General features: G+C 57.2%; 12 protein-coding genes. 3 read left to right on the forward strand and 9 right to left on the reverse strand.

What is annotated here, in order from left to right:
- Positions 1 to 136: 136 nt before the first annotated feature.
- Positions 137 to 580: an Lrp/AsnC family transcriptional regulator gene (locus QMG44_RS22825; RefSeq protein ID WP_020882377.1), complete on the reverse strand. Its 444-nt coding sequence runs from the start codon at positions 578 to 580 to the stop codon at positions 137 to 139.
- 107 nt (positions 581 to 687) lie between these two features.
- Here QMG44_RS22825 and QMG44_RS22830 point away from each other — a divergent pair, with 107 nt between their 5' ends.
- On the forward strand, positions 688 to 1,584 hold the full coding sequence (locus QMG44_RS22830; RefSeq protein WP_086532414.1) for a DMT family transporter: 897 nt from the start codon (positions 688 to 690) through the stop codon (positions 1,582 to 1,584).
- On the opposite strand, the gene narI is transcribed toward QMG44_RS22830, so the two are convergent.
- The 5 genes from narI to QMG44_RS22855 all read right to left on the reverse strand — a co-directional run bounded on the left by narI (position 1,581) and on the right by QMG44_RS22855 (position 10,020).
- Positions 1,581 to 2,258 carry a respiratory nitrate reductase subunit gamma gene (narI, locus tag QMG44_RS22835; protein ID WP_014170469.1) on the reverse strand — a complete coding sequence of 226 codons (678 nt, stop codon included), beginning with the start codon at positions 2,256 to 2,258 and terminating at the stop codon, positions 1,581 to 1,583. The two genes, QMG44_RS22830 and narI, sit on opposite strands and share 4 nt — an antisense overlap.
- On the reverse strand, positions 2,258 to 2,968 hold the full coding sequence (gene narJ / locus QMG44_RS22840; protein ID WP_040017698.1) for a nitrate reductase molybdenum cofactor assembly chaperone: 711 nt from the start codon (positions 2,966 to 2,968) through the stop codon (positions 2,258 to 2,260). Before narJ ends, narI begins: the two co-directional genes overlap by 1 nt.
- Positions 2,965 to 4,500, reverse strand: coding sequence for a nitrate reductase subunit beta (narH, locus tag QMG44_RS22845; RefSeq protein WP_014170471.1), 1,536 nt, complete (start codon positions 4,498 to 4,500; stop codon positions 2,965 to 2,967). Before narH ends, narJ begins: the two co-directional genes overlap by 4 nt.
- Positions 4,497 to 8,240 (reverse strand): nitrate reductase subunit alpha, encoded by a 3,744-nt coding sequence (locus QMG44_RS22850; protein ID WP_041162693.1) that lies wholly within the window; start codon positions 8,238 to 8,240, stop codon positions 4,497 to 4,499. Before QMG44_RS22850 ends, narH begins: the two co-directional genes overlap by 4 nt.
- Positions 8,241 to 8,622: 382 nt before the next feature.
- The gene (locus tag QMG44_RS22855) at positions 8,623 to 10,020 is read right to left on the reverse strand and encodes a NarK family nitrate/nitrite MFS transporter (RefSeq protein WP_086532413.1); all 1,398 of its coding nucleotides are present in this window, start codon (positions 10,018 to 10,020) and stop codon (positions 8,623 to 8,625) included.
- 309 nt (positions 10,021 to 10,329) lie between these two features.
- Between QMG44_RS22855 and narX the strand changes: the two genes are divergently transcribed.
- On the forward strand, positions 10,330 to 12,126 hold the full coding sequence (gene narX, locus QMG44_RS22860) for a nitrate/nitrite two-component system sensor histidine kinase NarX (protein ID WP_086532412.1): 1,797 nt from the start codon (positions 10,330 to 10,332) through the stop codon (positions 12,124 to 12,126).
- Positions 12,119 to 12,769, forward strand: coding sequence for a two-component system response regulator NarL (gene narL / locus QMG44_RS22865; RefSeq protein WP_003856701.1), 651 nt, complete (start codon positions 12,119 to 12,121; stop codon positions 12,767 to 12,769). The genes narX and narL overlap by 8 nt, the downstream gene beginning before the upstream one ends.
- 3 nt (positions 12,770 to 12,772) lie before the next feature.
- Here narL and QMG44_RS22870 read toward each other — a convergent pair whose 3' ends face one another.
- The 3 genes from QMG44_RS22870 to nirB all read right to left on the reverse strand — a co-directional run bounded on the left by QMG44_RS22870 (position 12,773) and on the right by nirB (position 20,736).
- The gene (locus QMG44_RS22870; protein ID WP_032669735.1) at positions 12,773 to 14,179 is read right to left on the reverse strand and encodes a YchO/YchP family invasin; all 1,407 of its coding nucleotides are present in this window, start codon (positions 14,177 to 14,179) and stop codon (positions 12,773 to 12,775) included.
- 75 nt (positions 14,180 to 14,254) lie between these two features.
- Positions 14,255 to 16,753, reverse strand: a complete 2,499-nt coding sequence (locus tag QMG44_RS22875) for a nitrate reductase (protein WP_086532411.1) — start codon at positions 16,751 to 16,753, stop codon at positions 14,255 to 14,257.
- Entirely contained in the window at positions 16,750 to 20,736 is a 3,987-nt protein-coding gene (gene nirB, locus QMG44_RS22880) for a nitrite reductase large subunit NirB (RefSeq protein WP_086532410.1), read from the reverse strand. The genes QMG44_RS22875 and nirB overlap by 4 nt, the downstream gene beginning before the upstream one ends.
- Positions 20,737 to 20,744: the final 8 nt, after the last annotated feature.

A 20,744-nucleotide genomic window follows, 5' to 3' on the forward strand; every position in this document is an offset into this window, starting at 1 on the left:
CCGAGCGGCCAAAGGGAGCAGACTGTAAATCTGCCGTCATCGACTTCGAAGGTTCGAATCCTTCCCCCACCACCATCATCTCAAAGCCAATCCAGTGATGTATTTCAAACGATGTGTCATGCATAGCAACAGACGATCACATTGGAGGCAACCGACGCTTCACCGGTGAACTTTTCACGATCGACGTATTACACTGAGCATGTTCCGCCAGACCATCAAGCAACGCATCCAGTTGCTCAATCGACCGCACGACCAGCCTGATAACAAAGCAGTCTTCACCGGTGACTTTATCGCTCTCAATACATTCCGGCATGGCCTGAATGTACTTATCTACCTTTTGCAGCAACCCCGGTAAAGGACGAACCCGCACCAGCGCCTGCAACGTATACCCCAACGCCGTCAGATTGACGCGCGCGCCATACCCTTCAACCACCCCGCGCTCTTCCAGTCTTTTCAGACGCTCTGCTGTACTGGGAGATGTCAGTCCAATACGTCCGCTGAGTACCTTTAGCGACATGCGCGCATCCTCAACCAGACAGGCCAGGATTTGGCGATCGATGTCATCGAGAAGGTTTTCCATCGTTTTTACCTAATTTAAAAAAGTCATTACTGTCTTTCACCTTATATCAGCCATGTTATTCCCGACAGCGGTATTCGACAATATCGTCATTAATCAGGAGGTGAATAATGGGTGATGTGCAAAAAGGCGTCTGGCAGATGAGCCTGGCAATGTTAATTTCCGGCTCGATTGGCGCGTTTGTTCTGCTTTCCGGCCTGCCGGTGACGGAAGTGGTTTTCTGGCGATGCCTGATCGGGGCGATGGCCCTTTTTATTTTCATCCGAATAAGTCGAAAACCATTTAGTCCGCTCACCCGTGTCACACTGTTGCTGGCAATTCTGGGCGGTGTTGCGTTAGTAGTTAACTGGTTGCTGCTGTTCGCGGCTTATGAACGTATTTCAATCGGCCTTTCTACCGTGGTTTATAACACTCAGCCGTTTATGCTGGTGTTGATGGGGATGTTTTTAGGTGAACGCGTGAGCCTGGTGAAATGGGGTTGGCTCGTTCTCGCCTTTGGCGGCGTGGTCATCCTGCTCTCCAGTGAGCTGAATGGCGCACAGGGCAAAGGCTGGCTCGCAGGAATCGGTCTGGCGATGGGGGCCGCTTTCTTCTACGCACTGACAGCCATAATCGCCCGCAGACTTAAATCAGTTGCGCCCCAGCATATCGCCTTTATTCAGGTACTGACCGGCGTGGTCATGCTGTTGCCCTTCGCCCACCAGCCGGCATTTTCAGCTGATTTCCCATGGCCGATTTTACTGACGTTAGGTGTCGTCCACACCGGGATCATGTATCAGTTGCTGTATAGCGCGATCCAGAAGCTCCCGACGCCCGTTACCGGTTCTCTGTCTTTTATCTATCCCGTGGTGGCCATAATTGTCGATAACGTGGTGTTCGGACACTCGCTGAATATCACGCAACTGGCAGGGGGTGCATTGATACTGTTTGCGGCGGCAGGTAATAACCTGGGCTGGGGCGAGAAAAAACCCCGCGAGTGCGGGGTTAGGATCAAATCAGCACATTAGCGACGGGCGCGAACAATCTGATATTTGCGCGTCAGATACTCCACCGGTGCGCTCCAGATATGCACCAGACGAGAGAACGGGAACAGCACAAACAGCGTCATCCCGAGCACCAGGTGCACGCGGAAGATAAACGCCACACCGTCAAGGTGCTCAGACGCACCACCGTGGAAAGTCACCACAGACTGTGCCCAGCCGACCAGCTTCATCATTTCGCTGCCATCCATATGCTGAGCCGAGAACGGAATGGTCAGCAGACCCAGCGCACACTGCACCATCAGCAGGGACAAAATCAAAATGTCCGCGCCGGTGGTGGTCGCGCGAACGCGCGGGCTGAACAGACGGCGTTTGAGCAGCAGTAAACCGCCCACCAGCGTCATCACGCCGCAGGCACCGCCGGCAATCATCGCCATTTTCTGCTTCACCTCAATCGGCAGGAATGACTCATACATCCAGTGCGGCGTCAGCATTCCGAGGAAGTGACCCGCAAAAATCCCCAGGATCCCGATGTGGAACAGGTTAGAAGCCAGGTTCATCCCTTTGCGATCGAGCATCTGGCTGGAGGCAGCACGCCAGGTGTACTGGCCGTAGTCATAACGCAGCCAGCTTCCCACCAGGAACACGGTGCCCGCGATATATGGGTAAATGTCAAAGAAGAACATATTCAGGAAGTGCATTATTGCTGTCCTCCGTTAGAGATATTCAAATATTGCGGGGCAACGGCTCCGGCAAAACGACGTTGGTGAGCAGAGATTTCAGACTCACCGCAGTTCTGGTCAGCCATGAATTTCACCTGCTCTTCCTCCCAGACCGCATCCAGCGCCTGTGGCGTATCATCGCGGGCTTCATCGGCGATCTTCTCCGCAACTTTTTCACTGTCGACCGATGCGTTGGCCAGTTTCACCAGCAGGTCGAACAGCACCGCGTAACGGCTCTCGCGCTGCTGAAGTCGTGCGCCGAGCAACGCCAGGATCGGCGCGATGTCCTGCAGCCCCCCCAGCGCCTCCTCTTTAGGCAACTGCGCCAGATACTCAAGGTAGAGCGGCAGGTGGTCCGGCAGCTCGCGGCTGTCGAGCTGCAGGCCGTGTTGCTCGTACTGTCCCATCAGGTCAACCATCGCCTGACCGCGGTCACGTGACTCACCGTGAACATGTTCGAACAGCAGCAGCGACGTCGCGCGTCCGCGGTCAAACAGTTGGCTGTAATCCGCCTGCGCATCCAGTAAATCGCGCGCTAACAGGTCCCGGAGGAAAACGGCCAGTGTCTGGGCATCCTCTTTCTCAAGATTTTCAGATGACGCGAGTGCATCAAAGAGCTCCTGCTGATGCTGCGCAAGCGCAGCATCCGGGTACTCGAGCAGACGCGAAACAATGACAAGTTCAATCATTGGTGCGGCTCCGTTTTGCTCGTCACATCCAGGGCATCAATGCGGCGGCTGTTGAAGAGATTGAATTTCGTGTCTGAACCGTGGCAACCGTCGCCAAAGGTAAAGCCACAGCCATTTTTCTCCGGGAAGGCTTCGCGAGCCAGTTCACGGTGGCTGCTCGGCACCACGAAACGGTCTTCGTAATTGGCAATCGCCAGGTAACGGTACATCTCCTGCGCCTGGGCTTCGGTCAGACCTACCGCTTCCAGTGCACGGGTATCGTTAACACCGTCAACGGTTTCAGCGCGTTTGAAGTGGCGCATCGCCAGCATACGTTTCAGCGCCAGCAGGACCGGCTGGGTATCCCCTGCGGTTAACAGGTTTGCCAGATACTGAACCGGGATACGCAGGCTTTCCACGTCTGGCAGAATGCCGTTGCTGCCGAGTTCACCTGCATCCGCAGCAGACTGGATCGGAGACAGCGGCGGCACGTACCAGACCATCGGCAGCGTGCGGTATTCCGGATGCAGCGGCAGCGCCAGCTTCCAGTCCATCGCCATTTTGTACACCGGAGACTGCTGCGCCGCGTCAATCACGCTCTGCGGAACGCCGTCTTTCAGCGCCTGCTCAATCACTTTCGGATCGTTAGGATCAAGGAAAACGTCCAGCTGACGCTGATAGAGATCTTTCTCGTTCTCGGTGCTGGCTGCATTTTCAATCGCGTCCGCGTCGTACAGCAGCACGCCGAGGTAACGAATACGGCCCACGCAGCTCTCAGAGCAGACGGTTGGCATACCGGCTTCAATACGCGGATAGCAGAAGATGCACTTCTCAGACTTGCCGCTCTTCCAGTTGAAGTAGATTTTTTTGTACGGGCAACCGGTAATACACATACGCCAGCCGCGGCACTTGTCCTGGTCGATCAGCACAATGCCATCTTCTTCACGCTTATAGATGGCTCCGCTCGGACAGGTCGCCACGCACGCCGGGTTAAGGCAGTGCTCGCACAGACGCGGCAGATACATCATGAAGGTGTTTTCGAACTGGCCGTACATCGCCTTCTGCATGTTCTCGAAGTTCTGGTCTTTGGCGCGTTTTTCGAACTCGCCACCCAGAATCTCTTCCCAGTTTGGACCGCTGGTGATCTTATCCATACGCTGTCCGGTAATGAGCGAGCGTGGACGTGCGATCGGCTGATGTTTGCTTTCCGGCGCGTTGTGCAGGTTCTGGTAGTCGTAATCAAACGGCTCGTAGTAATCATCGATGCCCGGTAGATGCGGGTTGGCGAAGATTTTACCGAGCAGCATCGCACGGTTACCCATGCGCGGCTGCAGTTTACCGTTGATTTTACGGATCCAGCCGCCCTTCCATTTCTCCTGGTTTTCCCAGTCGGTTGGGAAGCCTGTGCCGGGTTTACTTTCCACGTTATTGAACCACGCGTACTCCATCCCTTCGCGGCTGGTCCAGACGTTTTTACAGGTGACTGAGCAGGTATGACAGCCGATGCATTTATCCAGATTCAGCACCATGCCGACTTGTGAACGAATTTTCATTTTACGCTCTCCTGTACCTGGTCATTACCTTCGCCGTCTAACCAGTTAATATTCTTCATCTTACGTACCACCACGAACTCATCGCGGTTAGATCCTACCGTGCCGTAGTAGTTAAAGCCGTAGGCCAGCTGCGCATAGCCGCCGATCATGTGCGTCGGTTTTGGCGTAATACGGGTCACGGAGTTGTGAATGCCGCCGCGCTGCTCGGTGATTTCAGAACCCGGCAGGTTAACGATACGTTCCTGCGCGTGGTACATCATGGTCATCCCGGCCGGGACACGCTGACTGACAACCGCACGCGCCGTCAGCGCACCGTTGCTGTTGAACACTTCGATCCAGTCGTTATCTTCAATGCCCAGATCTTTGGCGTCCGTCTCGCTCATCCACACAATCGGGCCACCGCGGGACAACGTCAGCATCAGCAGGTTGTCGCTGTAGGTGGAGTGAATGCCCCACTTCTGGTGCGGCGTCAGGAAGTTCAGCGCCTTCTCCGGGTTACCGTTCGATTTCGTACCCATTACCGCTTTCACGGAGCGGGTATCGATTGGCGGACGATAAACCAGCAGGCTCTCACCGAAGTCGCGCATCCACTGGTGATCCTGATACAGGGACTGACGACCGGACAGGGTACGCCATGGGATCAGTTCGTGAACGTTGGTGTAGCCAGCGTTGTAGGAGACGTGTTCATCTTCCAGGCCAGACCAGGTCGGGCTGGAGATAATTTTGCGCGGTTGAGCCTGAATATCGCGGAAGCGGATCTTCTCTTCCTCTTTATTCGTCGCCAGATGGGTATGATCGCGACCGGTAAACTCACTCAGTGCCGCCCATGCTTTCACCGCCACGTGACCGTTGGTTTCCGGTGCCAGAGTCAGGATCATTTCTGCAGCATCAATGGCCGTGTTCAGCATTGGCTGGCCTTTGGCCGGGCCGTCCGCTTTGGTGTAATTGAGCTTACGCAGCAGGTCCATTTCGCTCTGGGTATTCCACGCAATCCCTTTACCCCCGTTACCGATTTTTTCCATCAGCGGGCCGATAGAGGTAAAGCGTTCGTACGTTGCCGGGTAGTCACGTTCAACGGGAATAATGTGCGGCGCCGTCACACCCGGGATCAGGTCGCACTCGCCTTTTTTCCAGTCCTTCACGTCCAGCGGCTGCGCCAGTTCGGCTGCAGAGTCGTGCTGAATCGGCAGGGTCACCACATCGGTCTCTTTGCCCAGATGTCCTACGCACACTTCGGAGAATTTCTTCGCGATATCTTTGTAGATATCCCAGTCGCTTTTGGATTCCCACGCCGGGTCAACGGCTGCAGACAGCGGATGAATAAACGGATGCATATCCGAGGTATTCATGTCGTCTTTTTCATACCAGGTGGCGGTTGGCAGCACGATATCGGAATACAGGCAGGTACTGGATAGACGGAAGTCCAGCGTCACAACCAGATCCAGCTTGCCGTCCAGACCGTTGTCTTTCCACTCCACTTCTTCTGGTTTCACGCCGCCCTGCTTGCCAAGATCTTTCCCCTGAATACCGTTTTCAGTACCCAGCAGATATTTCAGCATGTACTCGTGGCCTTTACCGGAGGAGCCCAGCAGGTTAGAGCGCCAGATAAACAGGTTACGCGGATGGTTTTTGCCGTTTTCAGGCTGCTCGGCCGCAAAGCGAATGGTGCCGTCTTTCAGTGCCTTGACGGTGTAATCCGCCGGGGTCATGCCCGCTTTCTTCGCCTCGTCGGCAATGCGCAGCGGGTTAGTTCCTAACTGAGGTGCAGACGGCAGCCAGCCCATGCGTTCTGCGCGGACGTTGAAGTCGATCAGGTGGCCGCTGTAGCGGGATTTATCCGCCATTGGCGACAGCAGTTCCTGGGCCGTTACCGTCTCGTAGCGCCACTGGCTGGAGTGGTTGTAGAAGTAAGACGTACTGTTCATATGACGCGCCGGACGCTGCCAGTCGAGGGCAAACGCCAGTGGCTGCCAGCCCGTCTGCGGACGCAGTTTTTCCTGGCCGACATAGTGCGCCCAGCCGCCGCCGCTTTGACCCACACAACCGCAGAAGATCAGCATGTTGATCAGGCCACGATAGTTCATATCAAGGTGATACCAGTGGTTCAGACCGGCACCAACAATGATCATTGAACGGCCATGCGTCTTGTCAGCATTTTCAGCGAATTCACGGGCGATACGGGTGATGTGTCCACGCGGCACGCCGGTAATCTGCTCTGCCCAGGCCGGAGTATACGCTTTGATGTCGTCGTAGCTGGTTGCGCAGTTTTCATCATTCAGGCCGCGCTCCAGGCCGTAGTTGGCCAGCGTCAGGTCATATACGGTGGTCACCAGCGCCGTCGACCCATCCGCCAGCTGCAGACGTTTGACCGGCAGTTTATGCATCAGGATGTTCTGCAGCTCAACTTTGTTGAAATGCTCGGACCCTTCGCCGCCGAAGTACGGGAAGCCCACATCAGCAATTTCGTCCTGGCTACCCAACATGCTCAGACGCAGTTCAGTCTCTTCACCGGTGGTACCGTTACGCTGCTCGAGGTTCCACTTGCCCTTCTCGCCCCAGCGGAAACCGATAGAGCCGTTGGGTGCCACCAGCTCGCCGTTATTGTTATAAGCGACCGTTTTCCACTCAGGATTGTTTTCCTGACCCAGCGCATCCACCAGGTCGGCGGCACGCAGCGTGCGGCCCGCTGCATAGTAGCCATCACGCTCTTCCAGCATGACCAGCATCGGCATGTCGGTATAGCGACGAACATAGTCAGTAAAATACTGGCTGGGTTTATCGAGGTGGAACTCACGCAGCATCACGTGGCCCATCGCCAGCGCCATCGCGGAGTCGGTACCCTGTTTAGGTGCCAGCCACAGGTCGCACAGCTTGGCAATTTCCGCGTAGTCCGGGGTCACCGCAACGGTTTTGGTGCCTTTGTAACGCACTTCCGTGAAGAAGTGGGCATCCGGCGTACGGGTCTGTGGAACGTTAGAGCCCCAGGCAATAATGTAGCTGGAGTTGTACCAGTCAGCGGATTCCGGCACGTCGGTCTGCTCGCCCCAGGTCTGCGGAGAGGCTGGCGGCAGGTCGCAGTACCAGTCGTAGAAGCTCAGACAGGTTCCGCCGATAAGCGACAGATAACGAGCACCTGAGGCGTAAGAGACCATCGACATTGCCGGGATAGGCGAGAAGCCCGCGACGCGATCCGGTCCGTAGGTTTTGACGGTATAAACGTTAGAGGCAGCAATCAGTTCGTTGACCTCTTTCCAGGAAGAACGAACAAAGCCACCGCGACCGCGCGCCTGCTTAAAGCTTTTTGCTTTGTCGGCATCTTCGATAATGGATGCCCAGGCATCAACCGGATCGCTGTGCAGCACTTTCGCTTCACGCCACATTTTCATCAGGCGTTTGCGCATCAGAGGGTATTTCAGACGGTTGGCGCTGTACAGATACCAGGAGTAGCTTGCACCACGCGGGCAGCCACGAGGTTCGTGGTTTGGCATATCCGGACGGGTACGCGGATAGTCGGTCTGCTGCATTTCCCATGTCACCAGGCCGTTTTTAACGAAAATCTTCCAGCTACATGAGCCAGTGCAGTTCACGCCGTGGGTCGAACGGACGACTTTGTCATGCTGCCAGCGCTGACGGTAACCGTCTTCCCAGTCCCGGTTGGTCTCCAGAACCTGGCCGTGCCCATCGGCAAAAGTTTCACCCTTCTGTTTGAAGTAGCGAAACCGGTCCAAAAATTTGCTCATCGGGTATCTCCTGTGTGGAGCCTGTGGCTCTCTAAATCGACATTGCTGATTTGCAGCGAAGGTAACGCTCTGATAGATGGCGAGAATTGATAACGATCAAGGCGGAGAGGGAGTTTCAGGTGGGGTATTAGATCGGATACCACCAAAGCGGTAGATTTTTAATTTTTATAAGCCATTAATTTATAATGATATTTATAATTTATCGTACAAAAAGCAGGGCTAAATTTAACATCTCAGGTATTAAGGGGTAGACCGCCCTGTAAAGCGATGGCGATCACAGTGTTACCCGCAGGCATTGTTCTTCAAACGCTATCAGTATGTTGTAACTACTGTAGTGATAAAAAAAACGCGGCCCGAAGGCCGCGCAAACGGATAATCACACTTACTTATTTTTCTTGGTATTACGGCCATATACCAGCCACGTAATCACTACGCAGGCGATATAGAAAACGAGGAAGACTTTCATTGCCCCTGCCGGAGAGCCGGTCAGGTCCAGAGAGATACCGAACGCTTTCGGAATAAAGAAGCCGCCAATTGCGCCGATGGCAGAGATAAAGCCCAGTGCAGCAGCCGTATCCGTCGCGGCTTCACGCATGGCCTGCTCTTCGCTTCCGCCCTGCGCTTTAACGCGATCCATCGTCAGCTTGCGGAAGATAACGGATATCATCTGGAAGGTCGATGCGCTACCCAGACCGGCCGTCAGGAACAGCACCATAAACACGCCGAAGAAGGCGGTAAAGTTGCCACCCTGGCCATTGGCTGGCAGCGTCAGGAACAGAAGCGCACAGAAAACAGCCATGATCACAAAGTTCACCAGCGTCACGCGTGTTCCGCCCAGACGGTCAGACACCATCCCGCCCAGTGAACGTGCCAGGGCACCGATGAACGGACCAAAGAAGGCAAACTGCAGGATCTGCACTTCCGGGAACTGTGTTTTGGACAGCATGGCAAAGCCTGCGGAGAAACCGATAAACGACCCGAAGGTTGCCAGATAAAGCAGCGCCATGACCCACAGGTGGCCGCGTTTCAGCACCGGCAACTGCTCGCTCAGCGAAGCCTTAGATGCCGACAGATCGTTCATAAAGAACCATGCCGCCAGGGTGAAGACCACCAGGAACGGAACCCAAATCCACGCCGCATTCTGCAGGTACAGGGAAGAACCATCCGCCTGCTCGACGCCACCGCCGCCAAAGGCTGTAAAAATGGAGACAGAGATTGCCAGCGGTGCAATTAACTGCATCACGCTTACGCCCATGTTTCCCAGACCGCCGTTAATACCCAGCGCACCGCCCTGCTTCGCTTTCGGGAAGAAGAAGCTGATGTTCGCCATACTGGAGGCGAAGTTAGCGCCAGCAAAACCGCACAGCAGGGAGATAATCACGAACACGCTGAAAGGCGTGGAGGTATCCTGCACCGCAAAACCCAGCCACACGCAAGGTACAATCATGATGCCCGTACTGAACGCCGTCCAGCGACGACCGCCAAACACCGGCACCATAAACGCGTAAGGGACGCGCAGCAGCGCACCGGACAGCGATGGCAACGCGGTCAGCATAAACAGCTGATCGGTCGTAAAGGTAAAACCCACTTTTGGCAGATTGACTGCCACTGCACTAAACAACATCCATACGCAAAACGCTAACAGCAAACACGGAACGGAAATCCACAGATTCCGGCTCGCTATACGATGGCCGCGCTGTTGCCAGAACGCCGGATCCTCTGGACGCCATTCAGTAATAACGGCACCATTTTCCCTTTCGGGAGCGGATGAGTGACTCATAGACACCTCTGATTCTCGAATGATGCTGCAAACATTAGGGTTTTAGGGCGGCGGTAAGTTGATATAAATCAAAGGAAAAGTGGGAGGTTTTACAGCGCGAAAAAAGCCCTTATCCTTAGTGAGTAGGCTATTTCAGTAAAAAAGACGTGGTTTTTCACGGCACTGAAGCGTCTCCGATACTGCCTCCTCCTGCCGCTTACTCCGTTGGCAATTTAGGGGTAATCCTTTATTGGTATGGGTATACTCCTGGGTATGCACCAGAATAGCGCCATTCCTGCAAGCAGGCCACGTCAGGAGCCCGGCAACTCTATGTTAAAAAGATGTTTATCTCCGCTAACACTGGTTAACCAGTTGGCACTGATCGTTATGCTGTCCACCGCCCTCGGTGTGACCGGTATGGCGATTTCTGGCTGGCTGGTACAGGGCGTACAGGGTAATGCGCATGCCATCAACGAGGCAGGCTCTCTGCGCATGCAGAGTTATCGCCTGCTGGCGTCGGTACCGCTGACGGAAGACGATCAGCCTCTGATCGACGAAATGGAGCGTACCGCGTTCAGCCCGGAGCTGGAACGCGCCGCCATCCGTGACGGGCAGGAATCACAGCTTAAATCCCTGCAAAACTACTGGCACACCCAGCTTCAGCCTGGTCTGAAACAGGCGCGCAATACTGAGACCGTGGCACGGGACGTCGCGGGCTTTGTGTCGCGCATTGACGCGCTGGTCTCCTCTTTCGATCAGACCACCGAATTGCGTATCGACCGGGTGCTGATGGTTCATCGCGCCATGGCGTTGTTTATGGGGCTGCTGCTGATTTTCACCATCCTCTGGCTGCGCGCCCGGCTGTTGAACCCCTGGAAACAGTTGCTGGCAATGGCCCGCGCGGTAACCGCACGCGATTTTACTCAGCGCACGCATATCAGCGGGCGGAATGAAATGGCGATGCTGGGCCAGGCGCTCAATACCATGTCGGAAGAACTCTCTGAAAGCTACGCCGTGCTGGAAAAACGCGTGCAGGAGAAAACGGCAGGGCTGGAGCAGAAAAATGAAATCCTCTCCTTCCTGTGGCAGGCCAACCGTCGTCTGCATATGCAGGTGCCGTTATGTGAACGCCTCTCGCCGGTGCTGAATGGCCTGCAAAATCTGACCTTGCTGCATGACCTGGAGCTGCGGGTCTACGATGTTGAAGATGAAGATAATCATCAGGAATTTACCTGTCAGTCCGACATGTCCTGCGATGACAAAGGCTGTCATCTTTGCCCGCGAGGCTTGCCGCCCCTGACCTCCGGCGGTACGACGCTGAAGTGGCGACTGACGGACAGCCATACCCAGTACGGTATCCTGCTGGCCACGTTGCCCGCCGGGCGGCATCTGAGCCACGATCAGCAGCAGCTGGTCGATACGCTGGTCGAGCAGCTGACCGCTACGCTGGCGCTCGACCGCCATCAGGAAAAGCAACAGCAGCTGATCGTCATGGAAGAGCGTGCGACTATCGCGCGCGAACTGCATGACTCCATCGCCCAGTCGCTCTCCTGTATGAAAATGCAGGTCAGCTGTCTGCAGATGCAGGGTGCGGAGATGCCGGAAAGCAACAAACAGCTGCTGAGCCAGATCCGCAACGAACTCAATACCTCATGGATTCAGCTTCGCGAGCTATTAACCACCTTCCGCCTGCAGCTGACCGAGCCTGGCCTGCGCCCCGCGCTGGAGTCCAGTTGCCATGAATTTAGCGCCCGACTGGGGTTCCCGGTGAAGCTTGATTATCAGCTGCCGCCGCGGTTTGTCCCCTCCCATCAGGCGATTCATCTACTGCAGATCGCCCGTGAAGCCCTGAGCAACGTGCTCAAACACGCTGACGCGACGGCGGTCACTGTTATCGTCAGCCAGCACGATAATCAGGTCAGGCTCACGGTTCATGACAACGGCTGCGGCGTGCCGGAAAATGCCGAAAGAACTAACCATTATGGTTTAATTATCATGCGAGACCGCGCCCAAAGCCTGCGCGGTGATTGCCAGGTTCGCCGGCGAGAGACAGGTGGCACGGAAGTCGTGGTCACCTTTATTCCCGAAAAACCGCTCACAACTGCTCAAGGAGAAACCCATGACTAATCAGGAACCGGCATCCATCCTGTTGATCGACGACCATCCGATGCTGCGTACTGGCGTTAAACAGCTGGTCAGCATGGCACCCGATATCACCGTCGTTGGCGAAGCCAGCAATGGCGAACAGGGCATTGAGCTTGCCGAATCGCTTGATCCCGATCTGATCCTGCTCGATCTCAACATGCCGGGCATGAACGGTCTGGAAACGCTCGACAAGCTGCGGGAAAAATCGCTCTCCGGACGCGTAGTGGTCTTTAGCGTCTCGAACCATGAAGAGGATGTGGTGACTGCGCTCAAGCGTGGCGCGGACGGCTACCTGCTGAAAGATATGGAGCCGGAAGATCTGCTCAAGGCCCTGCAACAGGCCGCCGCAGGTGAGATGGTACTGAGCGAAGCCTTAACGCCGGTGCTGGCCGCCAGCCTGCGGGCAAACCGCGCCACCTCGGATCGCGATGTCAGCCAGTTAACGCCGCGTGAGCGCGATATTCTGAAGCTGATTGCCCAGGGCCTGCCGAATAAAATGATTGCGCGTCGCCTGGATATCACCGAAAGCACGGTCAAAGTGCATGTGAAACATATGCTGAAGAAAATGAAGTTAAAATCCCGGGTTGAAGCCGCGGTATGGGTACACCAGGAACGTATTTTTTAAGCATTACTCATCCGGCAGCAGCTTCCAGCGCGGATCGTCGGTGGGTAATGCCACAAGCGGTTGCGCCACAGCCAGCGTGATCTCATTGGACGAGACGCGCTTGCCATCATTATCTTCGACCACCACCGAAAGCCGCCAGCGGTTGCTCGCGCCCTCACTGTCATCCCAGGCAGGCATAATCACGCTCCAGCCGTCTTCGCTGGTATTGTTGGCCGGCGATGTCAGACTCAGCGCCTGCGTATCTCCCTGCCAGTGCAGCTGGCGAATCCCGTGCTTACTGCGGATCTGCAGCTTAAGCATCACGGTTTCGCCCCCTTTAAGATCCCACGGCGGTGTCGCCAGGTAGACGGACAACGTTTTGCTCTGGCGGAACTCCATCACCGGCAGGTTATCCCGCTCAGGCGAATCATAGCGACTGCCGCGCAGAGAACGGGTGGCGGCGACTTCACTGGCAGAAAGTTGCTTCACCAGCGGCACGCCAAAGCGGTAGTTGAGCTTGAGGCCAAGATTATTCTGGCTCACCCCACTCTCCCCTTGCTTATGCCCGGCGGTGAGGGTTACCAGCGGAACGGGGGTATAATTCAGCCCCAGATTGACCGCCACCGGGTTGTGATAACCGGTACCGCTGTTGAACAGGTCAACGTTATCACCAAAATATTGCTCAAAACTGACGCTGGTATTCAGGTGATGGAACCACGGCAACCACGCTTTAGCGGTCACGTCGTACCCCCGGGCCATGCGTTGTTCCTGAATGTCGGAGCGATCGCGCCAGCCGGCAAAGGGCTGATAATAGTTCGCAGACAGACGCAGGTTTTCACCCCACACTTCCGCACCTAACCCGGCACGCTGCAGGTTTTCATCCAGCAGGTTGTCGTAAAAGGTGTTGTAGCCGAGCAACCATTTTCCGGCAACCCAGCGCTGCCCAATGCCGGCATTGCTCACCAGACCGTCAGTCTGCTGCGTCAGGCCAAGCTGGCTCCAGCTCAGATAACGATTGTTATCGTTCCACGGAATAAACCAGCTGCCGCTGCTGCCGTTAAATTTGCCGTCGTCATCCACCAGCAAGTTCACGCTGGCGTTCCCCCACGGCGAAAGCCAGGATTCAATATGCTGGTTCACTTCGCCGCTCACCGCGTCACGCACCTTGCCAAAGGCAAACTGACGCGCCTGCTCGCCTGTCGTCAGGCCGTTATCGGTCATACTGGCTTCGCCAAACGCTTTCGCCATTTCTGCCAGATGTTTTTCGCCCTCGGTCGTGGGCGCCGCCATGCCGAGATCGGGCAGATTATCCCCGTTGTTATCAAAGGGGTTCTGTGCCTGTTGCACAAAGGAATTCGGCGCACCGTGAACGGCTCCGACCGGAATGAGGGGGAGTAAAGCAAGCAAACGAAGATGAGATGAAACAGCCATTAACGTCGTAAGAAATACCCGATGCTTACGTGAGAACACCGGGTACCTTACCGTTATTCCTCACGTTTTGCAGCCTTAAGAGGAATTTTCCGGAATATCCTGAAACATTGTTTTTAGTTCAGGCACACAGGAGCCGCAGTTCGTTCCGCAGCGCAGCCTGGCACCCAGCGCCGCGACGGAATCACACCCTCCCCCAATCGCCTCGCGTATGACGGTTTCCCCCACGCTGAAACAGCTGCAGATGATCCGGCCCGGATCGACACTGTCCCCGGTTCCCTGTCCATTCAACAACGCGTGGCGCTCAGCAAGCGTCACGGGAGGTGAACGAAACGCGGCTTCAATTACCGCGTGCGCCAGTGTCGGTAACGCAGTGCCTTCCCAGAACCCGAGCATCAATTGTCCGTCATGCCAGGCCAGCACGCTGCTGCGCTCGCTGGTCTGCGCGACCTGCAGCTGCCAGCCCCGTTCACTGGCGTACTGCATAACCCACGCCAGCAACGGCTTATCCCCCGCCACCGTCAGACGTGAGACTTTACGCCACCAGCAGACAGAGGGGGGAAGCTCCGGCAGTTCACGGGCATAAAGCTCACCCTGCCAGCCCGGCTGCCAGGGCATAATCCTGACGGCCGTCTGTTTACTCTCGGGCTGACCGGACAGCGGGTCACAGCGCCCCTCCACCAGCGCATTCACCTTCCCCTGGCGGGCAAACTGGGCATTCCAGTGCATTGGCACAAACAGCTCACCTTCTCGCTGCCCGTCAGTGATACGCACTTTTGCCAGCATCACCCCACGCGGAGAACTGATGCGCGCCAGCTGTCCGTCGCACAGTGAGAAGCGCATGGCATCTGCGGCGCCGATCTCAACACACGGCTCAGCACTATGCTGCATCAGTTTCGGGACGTACCCCGTCCGGGTCATGGTGTGCCACTGATCGCGGATACGCCCGGTATTGAGAATCAGCGGGTATAGCGCGTTTATTGCCGCACCGTGTGGCTGAGGCTCTACCGGCACAATTTCCCGGCGCGCAAAGGCCCCCGCTGGCCACTGATAAGGCTCAAGCCGGTCCCATTCCTCACGGGTAAGTGACGCCAGTTCATGAAGGTTAAACGCCCGCGCGCCGTCATTTTCAAAGGCCGAGAGCGCTGCATGCTCACAAAAAATTTGCTGCGGATGTTCCCAGGCGAAGGCTTCACCATAGCCCAGCGCCTGTGCCACCCGGGCGATGACCCACCAGTCCGGTTTGGTCTCTCCCGGCGTCGGCAGAAAGGCGCGCTGGCGCGAAATACGCCGCTCGGAATTGGTTACCGTACCGTCTTTCTCCCCCCACGCCTGCACCGGGAAGCGGATATGGGCATAGCGGCTGGTGTCGGTCTCCTGCATCACCTCGGAGACAATCACCAGCGGGCAATGTTCCAGCGCCTGGCACACCGCGTGGCTGTCCGGCAGCGAGACGGCAGGATTGGTGCCCATGATCCACACCGCTTTTACTTCGCCGCGGGCGATCGCATCAAACAACTCCACCGCCATCAGGCCCGGCGTCTGGGCCAGTCTTTCCGTACCCCAGAAACGCGCCACCCGCGAAAGAGACTCCGGCTCGAAATTCATGTGAGCGACAAGCTGGTTCGCCAGCCCCCCCACCTCCCGCCCCCCCATCGCGTTAGGCTGCCCGGTCAGCGAAAACGGTCCGCAGCCCTGACGGGCGAATTTTCCGCTGGCCAGATGGACGTTGATGATGGCATTACACTTGTCGCTGCCGCTTGAGGACTGATTAATGCCCATGGTGTAGAGCGTGATGGCCCGCGGCGCAGTCACAAACCAGTCGTAGAAGGTCCCCACGTCCTCGGTTGAGAGGCCACAAAACTCAGCCACCCGGGCGATGGGCCACGCGTCGGTTCCCTGAATCAGATTGAGTAAACCGACAAACAGCCCGGCGTCACTGCCGGGCGTAAGTGCCAGATGCAGGTCAGCGATATCACAGGTGGCCGTTTTGCGTGGGTCGATGACCACAACTTTCATCGCAGGGTTGTTCTGGCGCGCCTGTACCAGCCGCTGATACAGCACCGGATGGGTCCATGCCGCATTCGACCCGACCAGCACCACCAGATCGCTGTTTTCCACATCCTCATAGCTGCACGGCACCACATCTTCACCAAACGCGCGCTTGTAGCCTGTCACCGCGGACGACATACAGAGCCGCGAGTTGGTATCAATGTTTGCCGCACCGATAAACCCTTTCATCAGCTTATTGGCGGCGTAATAGTCTTCGGTCAGCAGCTGGCCGGAGGCGTAAAACGCCACCGCCTGCGGTCCCCAGGTGTCGATGATGGTCTGCAGCCGTTCACCAGCCGCCGCCAGCGCCCGGGACCATTCCACCTCCTGCCCGTCGACCGCCGGGTGCAGCAGTCGCCCCTGCAGACCGGTCGTTTCGCCTAATGCCGAGCCTTTAACGCACAGGCGTCCAAAACTGGCGGGATGGCGTTCATCTCCGCGCACGGTAACTTTCTCACCCTCTACCGTTGCGATCACGCCGCAGCCCACCCCGCAGTAAGGGCACGTCGTTCGGGTTTCATTCATGACGCCTCCGCACGCAAGATCTGCGCGTCGTTCCCGACCCACACCTGACCGTTTTCTATTTTCACCGGCCAGGCGCGCACCGCAGGTTCCCCGTTATCGACCTGACAGCCGTCGCGCAGACGGATACGCTGCTTATAGATCGGAGAGATGACCACCGGCTCGCCGGCAGCATCGCCGAGAATACCGCGTGAAAGCACGTTTGCTGTGCTGCCCGGCTCGAGGTCGTCGAGGGCATAGACAGATTGACCAAAGCGGAAAAGCGCAATCGGTTTTCGCCCCAGCCGGGCGCCGATCCCCGCCTGCTCAGGGATCTCATCGATAGCGCAGACCGCTTGCCAGCGTTTATTCTCTTCCACCGGCTGACGGTTCACTTCGGTACGGAACAGCGCCAGGCGGCTCGGATCGTTAAGCGTGGTCTGCCATTCACACTGGTAGGTTTCCACCACGCGGGCCATCTCCTGTTCCAGCTCGTGCGCAATGCCCAGGCTGTCGTGAAGAATCACCTCGCGCAGGTAGTCGATCCCCCCTTCCAGATTGTCCATCCACGTACTGGTACGCTGCAGGCGATCCGCCGTGCGGATGTAGAACATCAGGAAACGGTCGACGGTGCGGATCAGCGTCTCGTCATCCAGATCGCTGGCAAAGAGATCCGCATGGCGCGGTTTCATGCCGCCGTTACCGCAGAGATAAAGGTTCCAGCCTTTGTCGGTCGCAATGACGCCCACGTCCTTGCTCTGAGCCTCCGCACATTCACGGGTACAACCGGACACGGCCATTTTAATTTTGTGCGGCGCGCGTAAGCCTTTATAGCGGTGCTCAAGCGTGACCGCGAGACGCGTGGAATCTTGCACGCCATAGCGGCACCAGGTCGACCCGACGCAGGATTTCACCGTGCGCAGGGATTTACCGTACGCGTGACCGGTCTCAAATCCGGCCTCCACCAGCGCCTGCCAGATCGCCGGCAGCTGGTCGAGCGTGGCGCCAAAGAGGTCGATACGCTGTCCGCCCGTGATTTTGCTGTACAGCTGGTAGCGTTTGGCAATCTGGCCGATAGCTATCAAGCCGTCGGCCGACACTTCCCCTGCAGGCATCCGGGGCACGATGGAGTACGTCCCGTCTTTCTGAATATTGGCAAAATAACGGTCGTTGGTGTCCTGCAGCGGCAGATGTGCCGGTTTCAGCAGGTACTCATTCCAGCAGGAGGCGAGCACTGATCCCACCAGCGGTTTACAGATTTCGCAACCGTGCCCCTGCCCGTAACGGCTGATAAGCTGGTCAAAGGTACGAATATGATTGACGCGCACCAGGTGATAGATTTCCTGACGCGACCACGGGAAGTGTTCGCAGATGTCCTTTTTCACCTCCACGCCCTGCTCTGCAAGCTGGTACTCCATCACCTGTTTCACCAGCGCGCTGCATCCTCCGCAACCGGTCGCGGCTTTGGTGCACTGTTTTATGGCTCCAATATCCGCGGCACCGGCACTTACCGCCTGACAGATATCACCTTTGCTGACGTTATGGCAGGAGCAGATCTGCGCACTGTCAGGCAGTGCCGCCACGCCGAGGGCTTTTGGCGCGCTCCCGGCGAAGGAAGGTAAAATTAGTGTTTCAGGCTCTTTGGGCAACGCTATGCCGTTGAGCATCATCTGCACCAGGGTCGCATATTCGCTGGCATCCCCCACCAGTACGCCGCCCAACAGGGTTTTATTGTCCTCACTGACCACGATCTTTTTATAGATTTGCTGCGGACCATGCGTCCATTGATAGCTAAGCGCGCCGGGTGTTCTTCCATGGGCATCGCCAAACGAGGCCACATCTACCCCCAGCAGCTTCAGTTTGGTGCTCATGTCAGCCCCGGTAAAGGCGCTCGCCTCTCCCGCCAGCGTGGCCGATGCCACCCGCGCCATCTGATAACCCGGGGCGACCAGGCCAAAAATTTTACCCTCCCACAGCGCACATTCGCCGATAGCGAACACGTCTTTATCGGACGTCTGGCACTGGTTATCAATGCAAATCCCGCCGCGCTCTCCGGTCACCAGGCCACTGCTGCGCCCCAGTGCATCCTGCGGGCGAATACCTGCAGAGAAGACCACGATGTCAGTTTCCAGCTGTTCGCCGTCCGCAAAGCGCATCACCAGCCCGCCGTTCGCAGAGACGATGTCGGTGGTGGCTTTGCTGGTGTGAACGCCCACGCCAAGCGCTTCGATCTTTTTGCGCAGCATGGCCGCGCCGTCGTTGTCGAGTTGTACCGCCATCAGGTGTGGCGCAAACTCCACGACGTGCGTTTCCAGGCCCAGCTGTTTCAGGGCATTCGCGGCTTCCAGTCCCAGCAGGCCACCGCCAATGACCACCCCGCGACGGGATTGCTTTGCCTGCGCGGCGATGTTATCCAGGTCGTCCAGCGTACGGTAAACAAAGCAGCCCGGCAGCGTGCTGCCCGGTACCGGAGGCACAAACGGGTACGAGCCGGTCGCCAGCACCAGTTTGTCCCAGTGGGTTTCATGCCCACTGGCGGTACGCACGACGTGTGCGTCGCGATCGAAACTCACAATTTGCTGCGAGAGGCGAAGCTCAATGCCGTGTTCAGCAAAGAAATCACCGTCCACCAGCGAGAGCGATTCTGCGCTTCGTCCGCCAAAATACTCTGACAAATGCACACGATCGTAGGCGGCATAGCGCTCTTCGCCAAAAACGATAATCTGGTACTGCCGGTGCAAATTGCGCTTCACACAGTCTTCGAGAAAATGATGGCCGACCATACCGTGTCCAACCACCACCAGCGTAGGTTTTGTCATAGCGTTTTGTCCTGCAACCTGCGGTTGCGTAGTGAATCGATTGAACAGCCAGTCCGCGTGGGCGGGCGCAGCCGTTGCCAGTAAATCGGTGAATGTTGCCGCGTTGCGGCAATCCCCCATCAGCAGCACGCCAGCAAGCGCACCGCGATGCAGTAACAAACGGCGATAGTGACGGGTCAGCGGATCCCAGGCGCTCCAGACCACATCGTCCGGCAGAACCTCTGCCCGCCCGGCGCTGAACAGCTCCACACCGGGCACTTTGAGGCGCATGCCGCTGTCGGTCAGGGCAAATGGCGTGCTAGCCTCCCCAGCCAGCCGGGCGGCGAGGATATCCGCCTGCGCCAGGCAAGGTGCGACCAGGCCGAACGTCTGGCCGTCGATTTCACAGCACTCACCAATGGCGCTGATCGCCGGGACTGAGGTCTGCATCTGGTGGTTAACCACAATGCCGCGGACACAGTGAATGCCGCTGGCTTTTGCCAGTGCGACATTGGGCTGCACGCCGGTCGCCAGCACCACGCGAGAGGCGTTAATCTTGCGTCCGTTGTGTAACGTCACGGTATCCGCCGCAATGGCGGTCATTCCCGATGACAGTTCGCAGCGAACGCCGCGCTCCGCCAGCGCCTCTTCAAGCAGAACGCCTGCCTGCCGATCGAGCTGCTGTTCCATCAGCCAGGCACCACGATGCACCAGCGTGACATTGTCACAAGACCGGGCCAGTGCCGCAGCGACCTCGACGCCGAGCACCCCACCGCCCAGCACTACAGCTGGCCCCGGGTTCTCCTGAATCGCGCGGATATCGGCCAGCGTACGAAAGGTGAAGACATGCGGAGCGTCACCGCCCGGAATGGGGGGCACAAAAGGCGTCGACCCGGTGGCAAAGACCAGTTCGTCCCAGGCCAGCGTGGTTGCTGTGGTATGGACCTCGCGTTTCTCAACATCCACGGAGAGCACCTTTTCGCCCCGTCGTACCGTCACACCCCGTGCGTGATACCAGGCGTCATCCTGCAGGCGGATCTGCTGCGCCTGTTTTTCCCCGCCCAGTACCGGCGAGAGCATGATGCGGTTGTAAGCGTGTTCCGACTCCTCGCCAAACACGGTGATCGTGAAGCGACCGGGCGCACGCTCGGTCAGCGAGGCAATCAGCCGTGTTGCGGCCATCCCATTACCGATAACGATCAGTCGCATCACCGCCT

This window comes from Enterobacter sp. 200527-13 (genome assembly GCF_027924865.1).
Taxonomy (GTDB): Bacteria; Pseudomonadota; Gammaproteobacteria; order Enterobacterales; family Enterobacteriaceae; genus Enterobacter; species Enterobacter ludwigii.

Excerpts from the sequence above, each read along its gene's own strand:
- QMG44_RS22830 (WP_086532414.1), top strand. The coding sequence starts at position 688 with ATGGGTGATGTGCAAAAAGGCGTCTGGCAGATGAGCCTGGCAATGTTA.
- narH (WP_014170471.1), bottom strand. The coding sequence starts at position 4,500 with ATGAAAATTCGTTCACAAGTCGGCATGGTGCTGAATCTGGATAAATGC.
- QMG44_RS22825 (WP_020882377.1), bottom strand. The coding sequence starts at position 580 with ATGGAAAACCTTCTCGATGACATCGATCGCCAAATCCTGGCCTGTCTG.
- narL (WP_003856701.1), top strand. The coding sequence starts at position 12,119 with ATGACTAATCAGGAACCGGCATCCATCCTGTTGATCGACGACCATCCG.
- narI (WP_014170469.1), bottom strand. The coding sequence starts at position 2,258 with ATGCACTTCCTGAATATGTTCTTCTTTGACATTTACCCATATATCGCG.
- QMG44_RS22870 (WP_032669735.1), bottom strand. The coding sequence starts at position 14,179 with ATGGCTGTTTCATCTCATCTTCGTTTGCTTGCTTTACTCCCCCTCATT.
- QMG44_RS22850 (WP_041162693.1), bottom strand. The coding sequence starts at position 8,240 with ATGAGCAAATTTTTGGACCGGTTTCGCTACTTCAAACAGAAGGGTGAA.
- QMG44_RS22855 (WP_086532413.1), bottom strand. The coding sequence starts at position 10,020 with ATGAGTCACTCATCCGCTCCCGAAAGGGAAAATGGTGCCGTTATTACT.
- nirB (WP_086532410.1), bottom strand. The coding sequence starts at position 20,736 with ATGCGACTGATCGTTATCGGTAATGGGATGGCCGCAACACGGCTGATT.
- QMG44_RS22875 (WP_086532411.1), bottom strand. The coding sequence starts at position 16,753 with ATGAATGAAACCCGAACGACGTGCCCTTACTGCGGGGTGGGCTGCGGC.
- narJ (WP_040017698.1), bottom strand. The coding sequence starts at position 2,968 with ATGATTGAACTTGTCATTGTTTCGCGTCTGCTCGAGTACCCGGATGCT.
- narX (WP_086532412.1), top strand. The coding sequence starts at position 10,330 with ATGTTAAAAAGATGTTTATCTCCGCTAACACTGGTTAACCAGTTGGCA.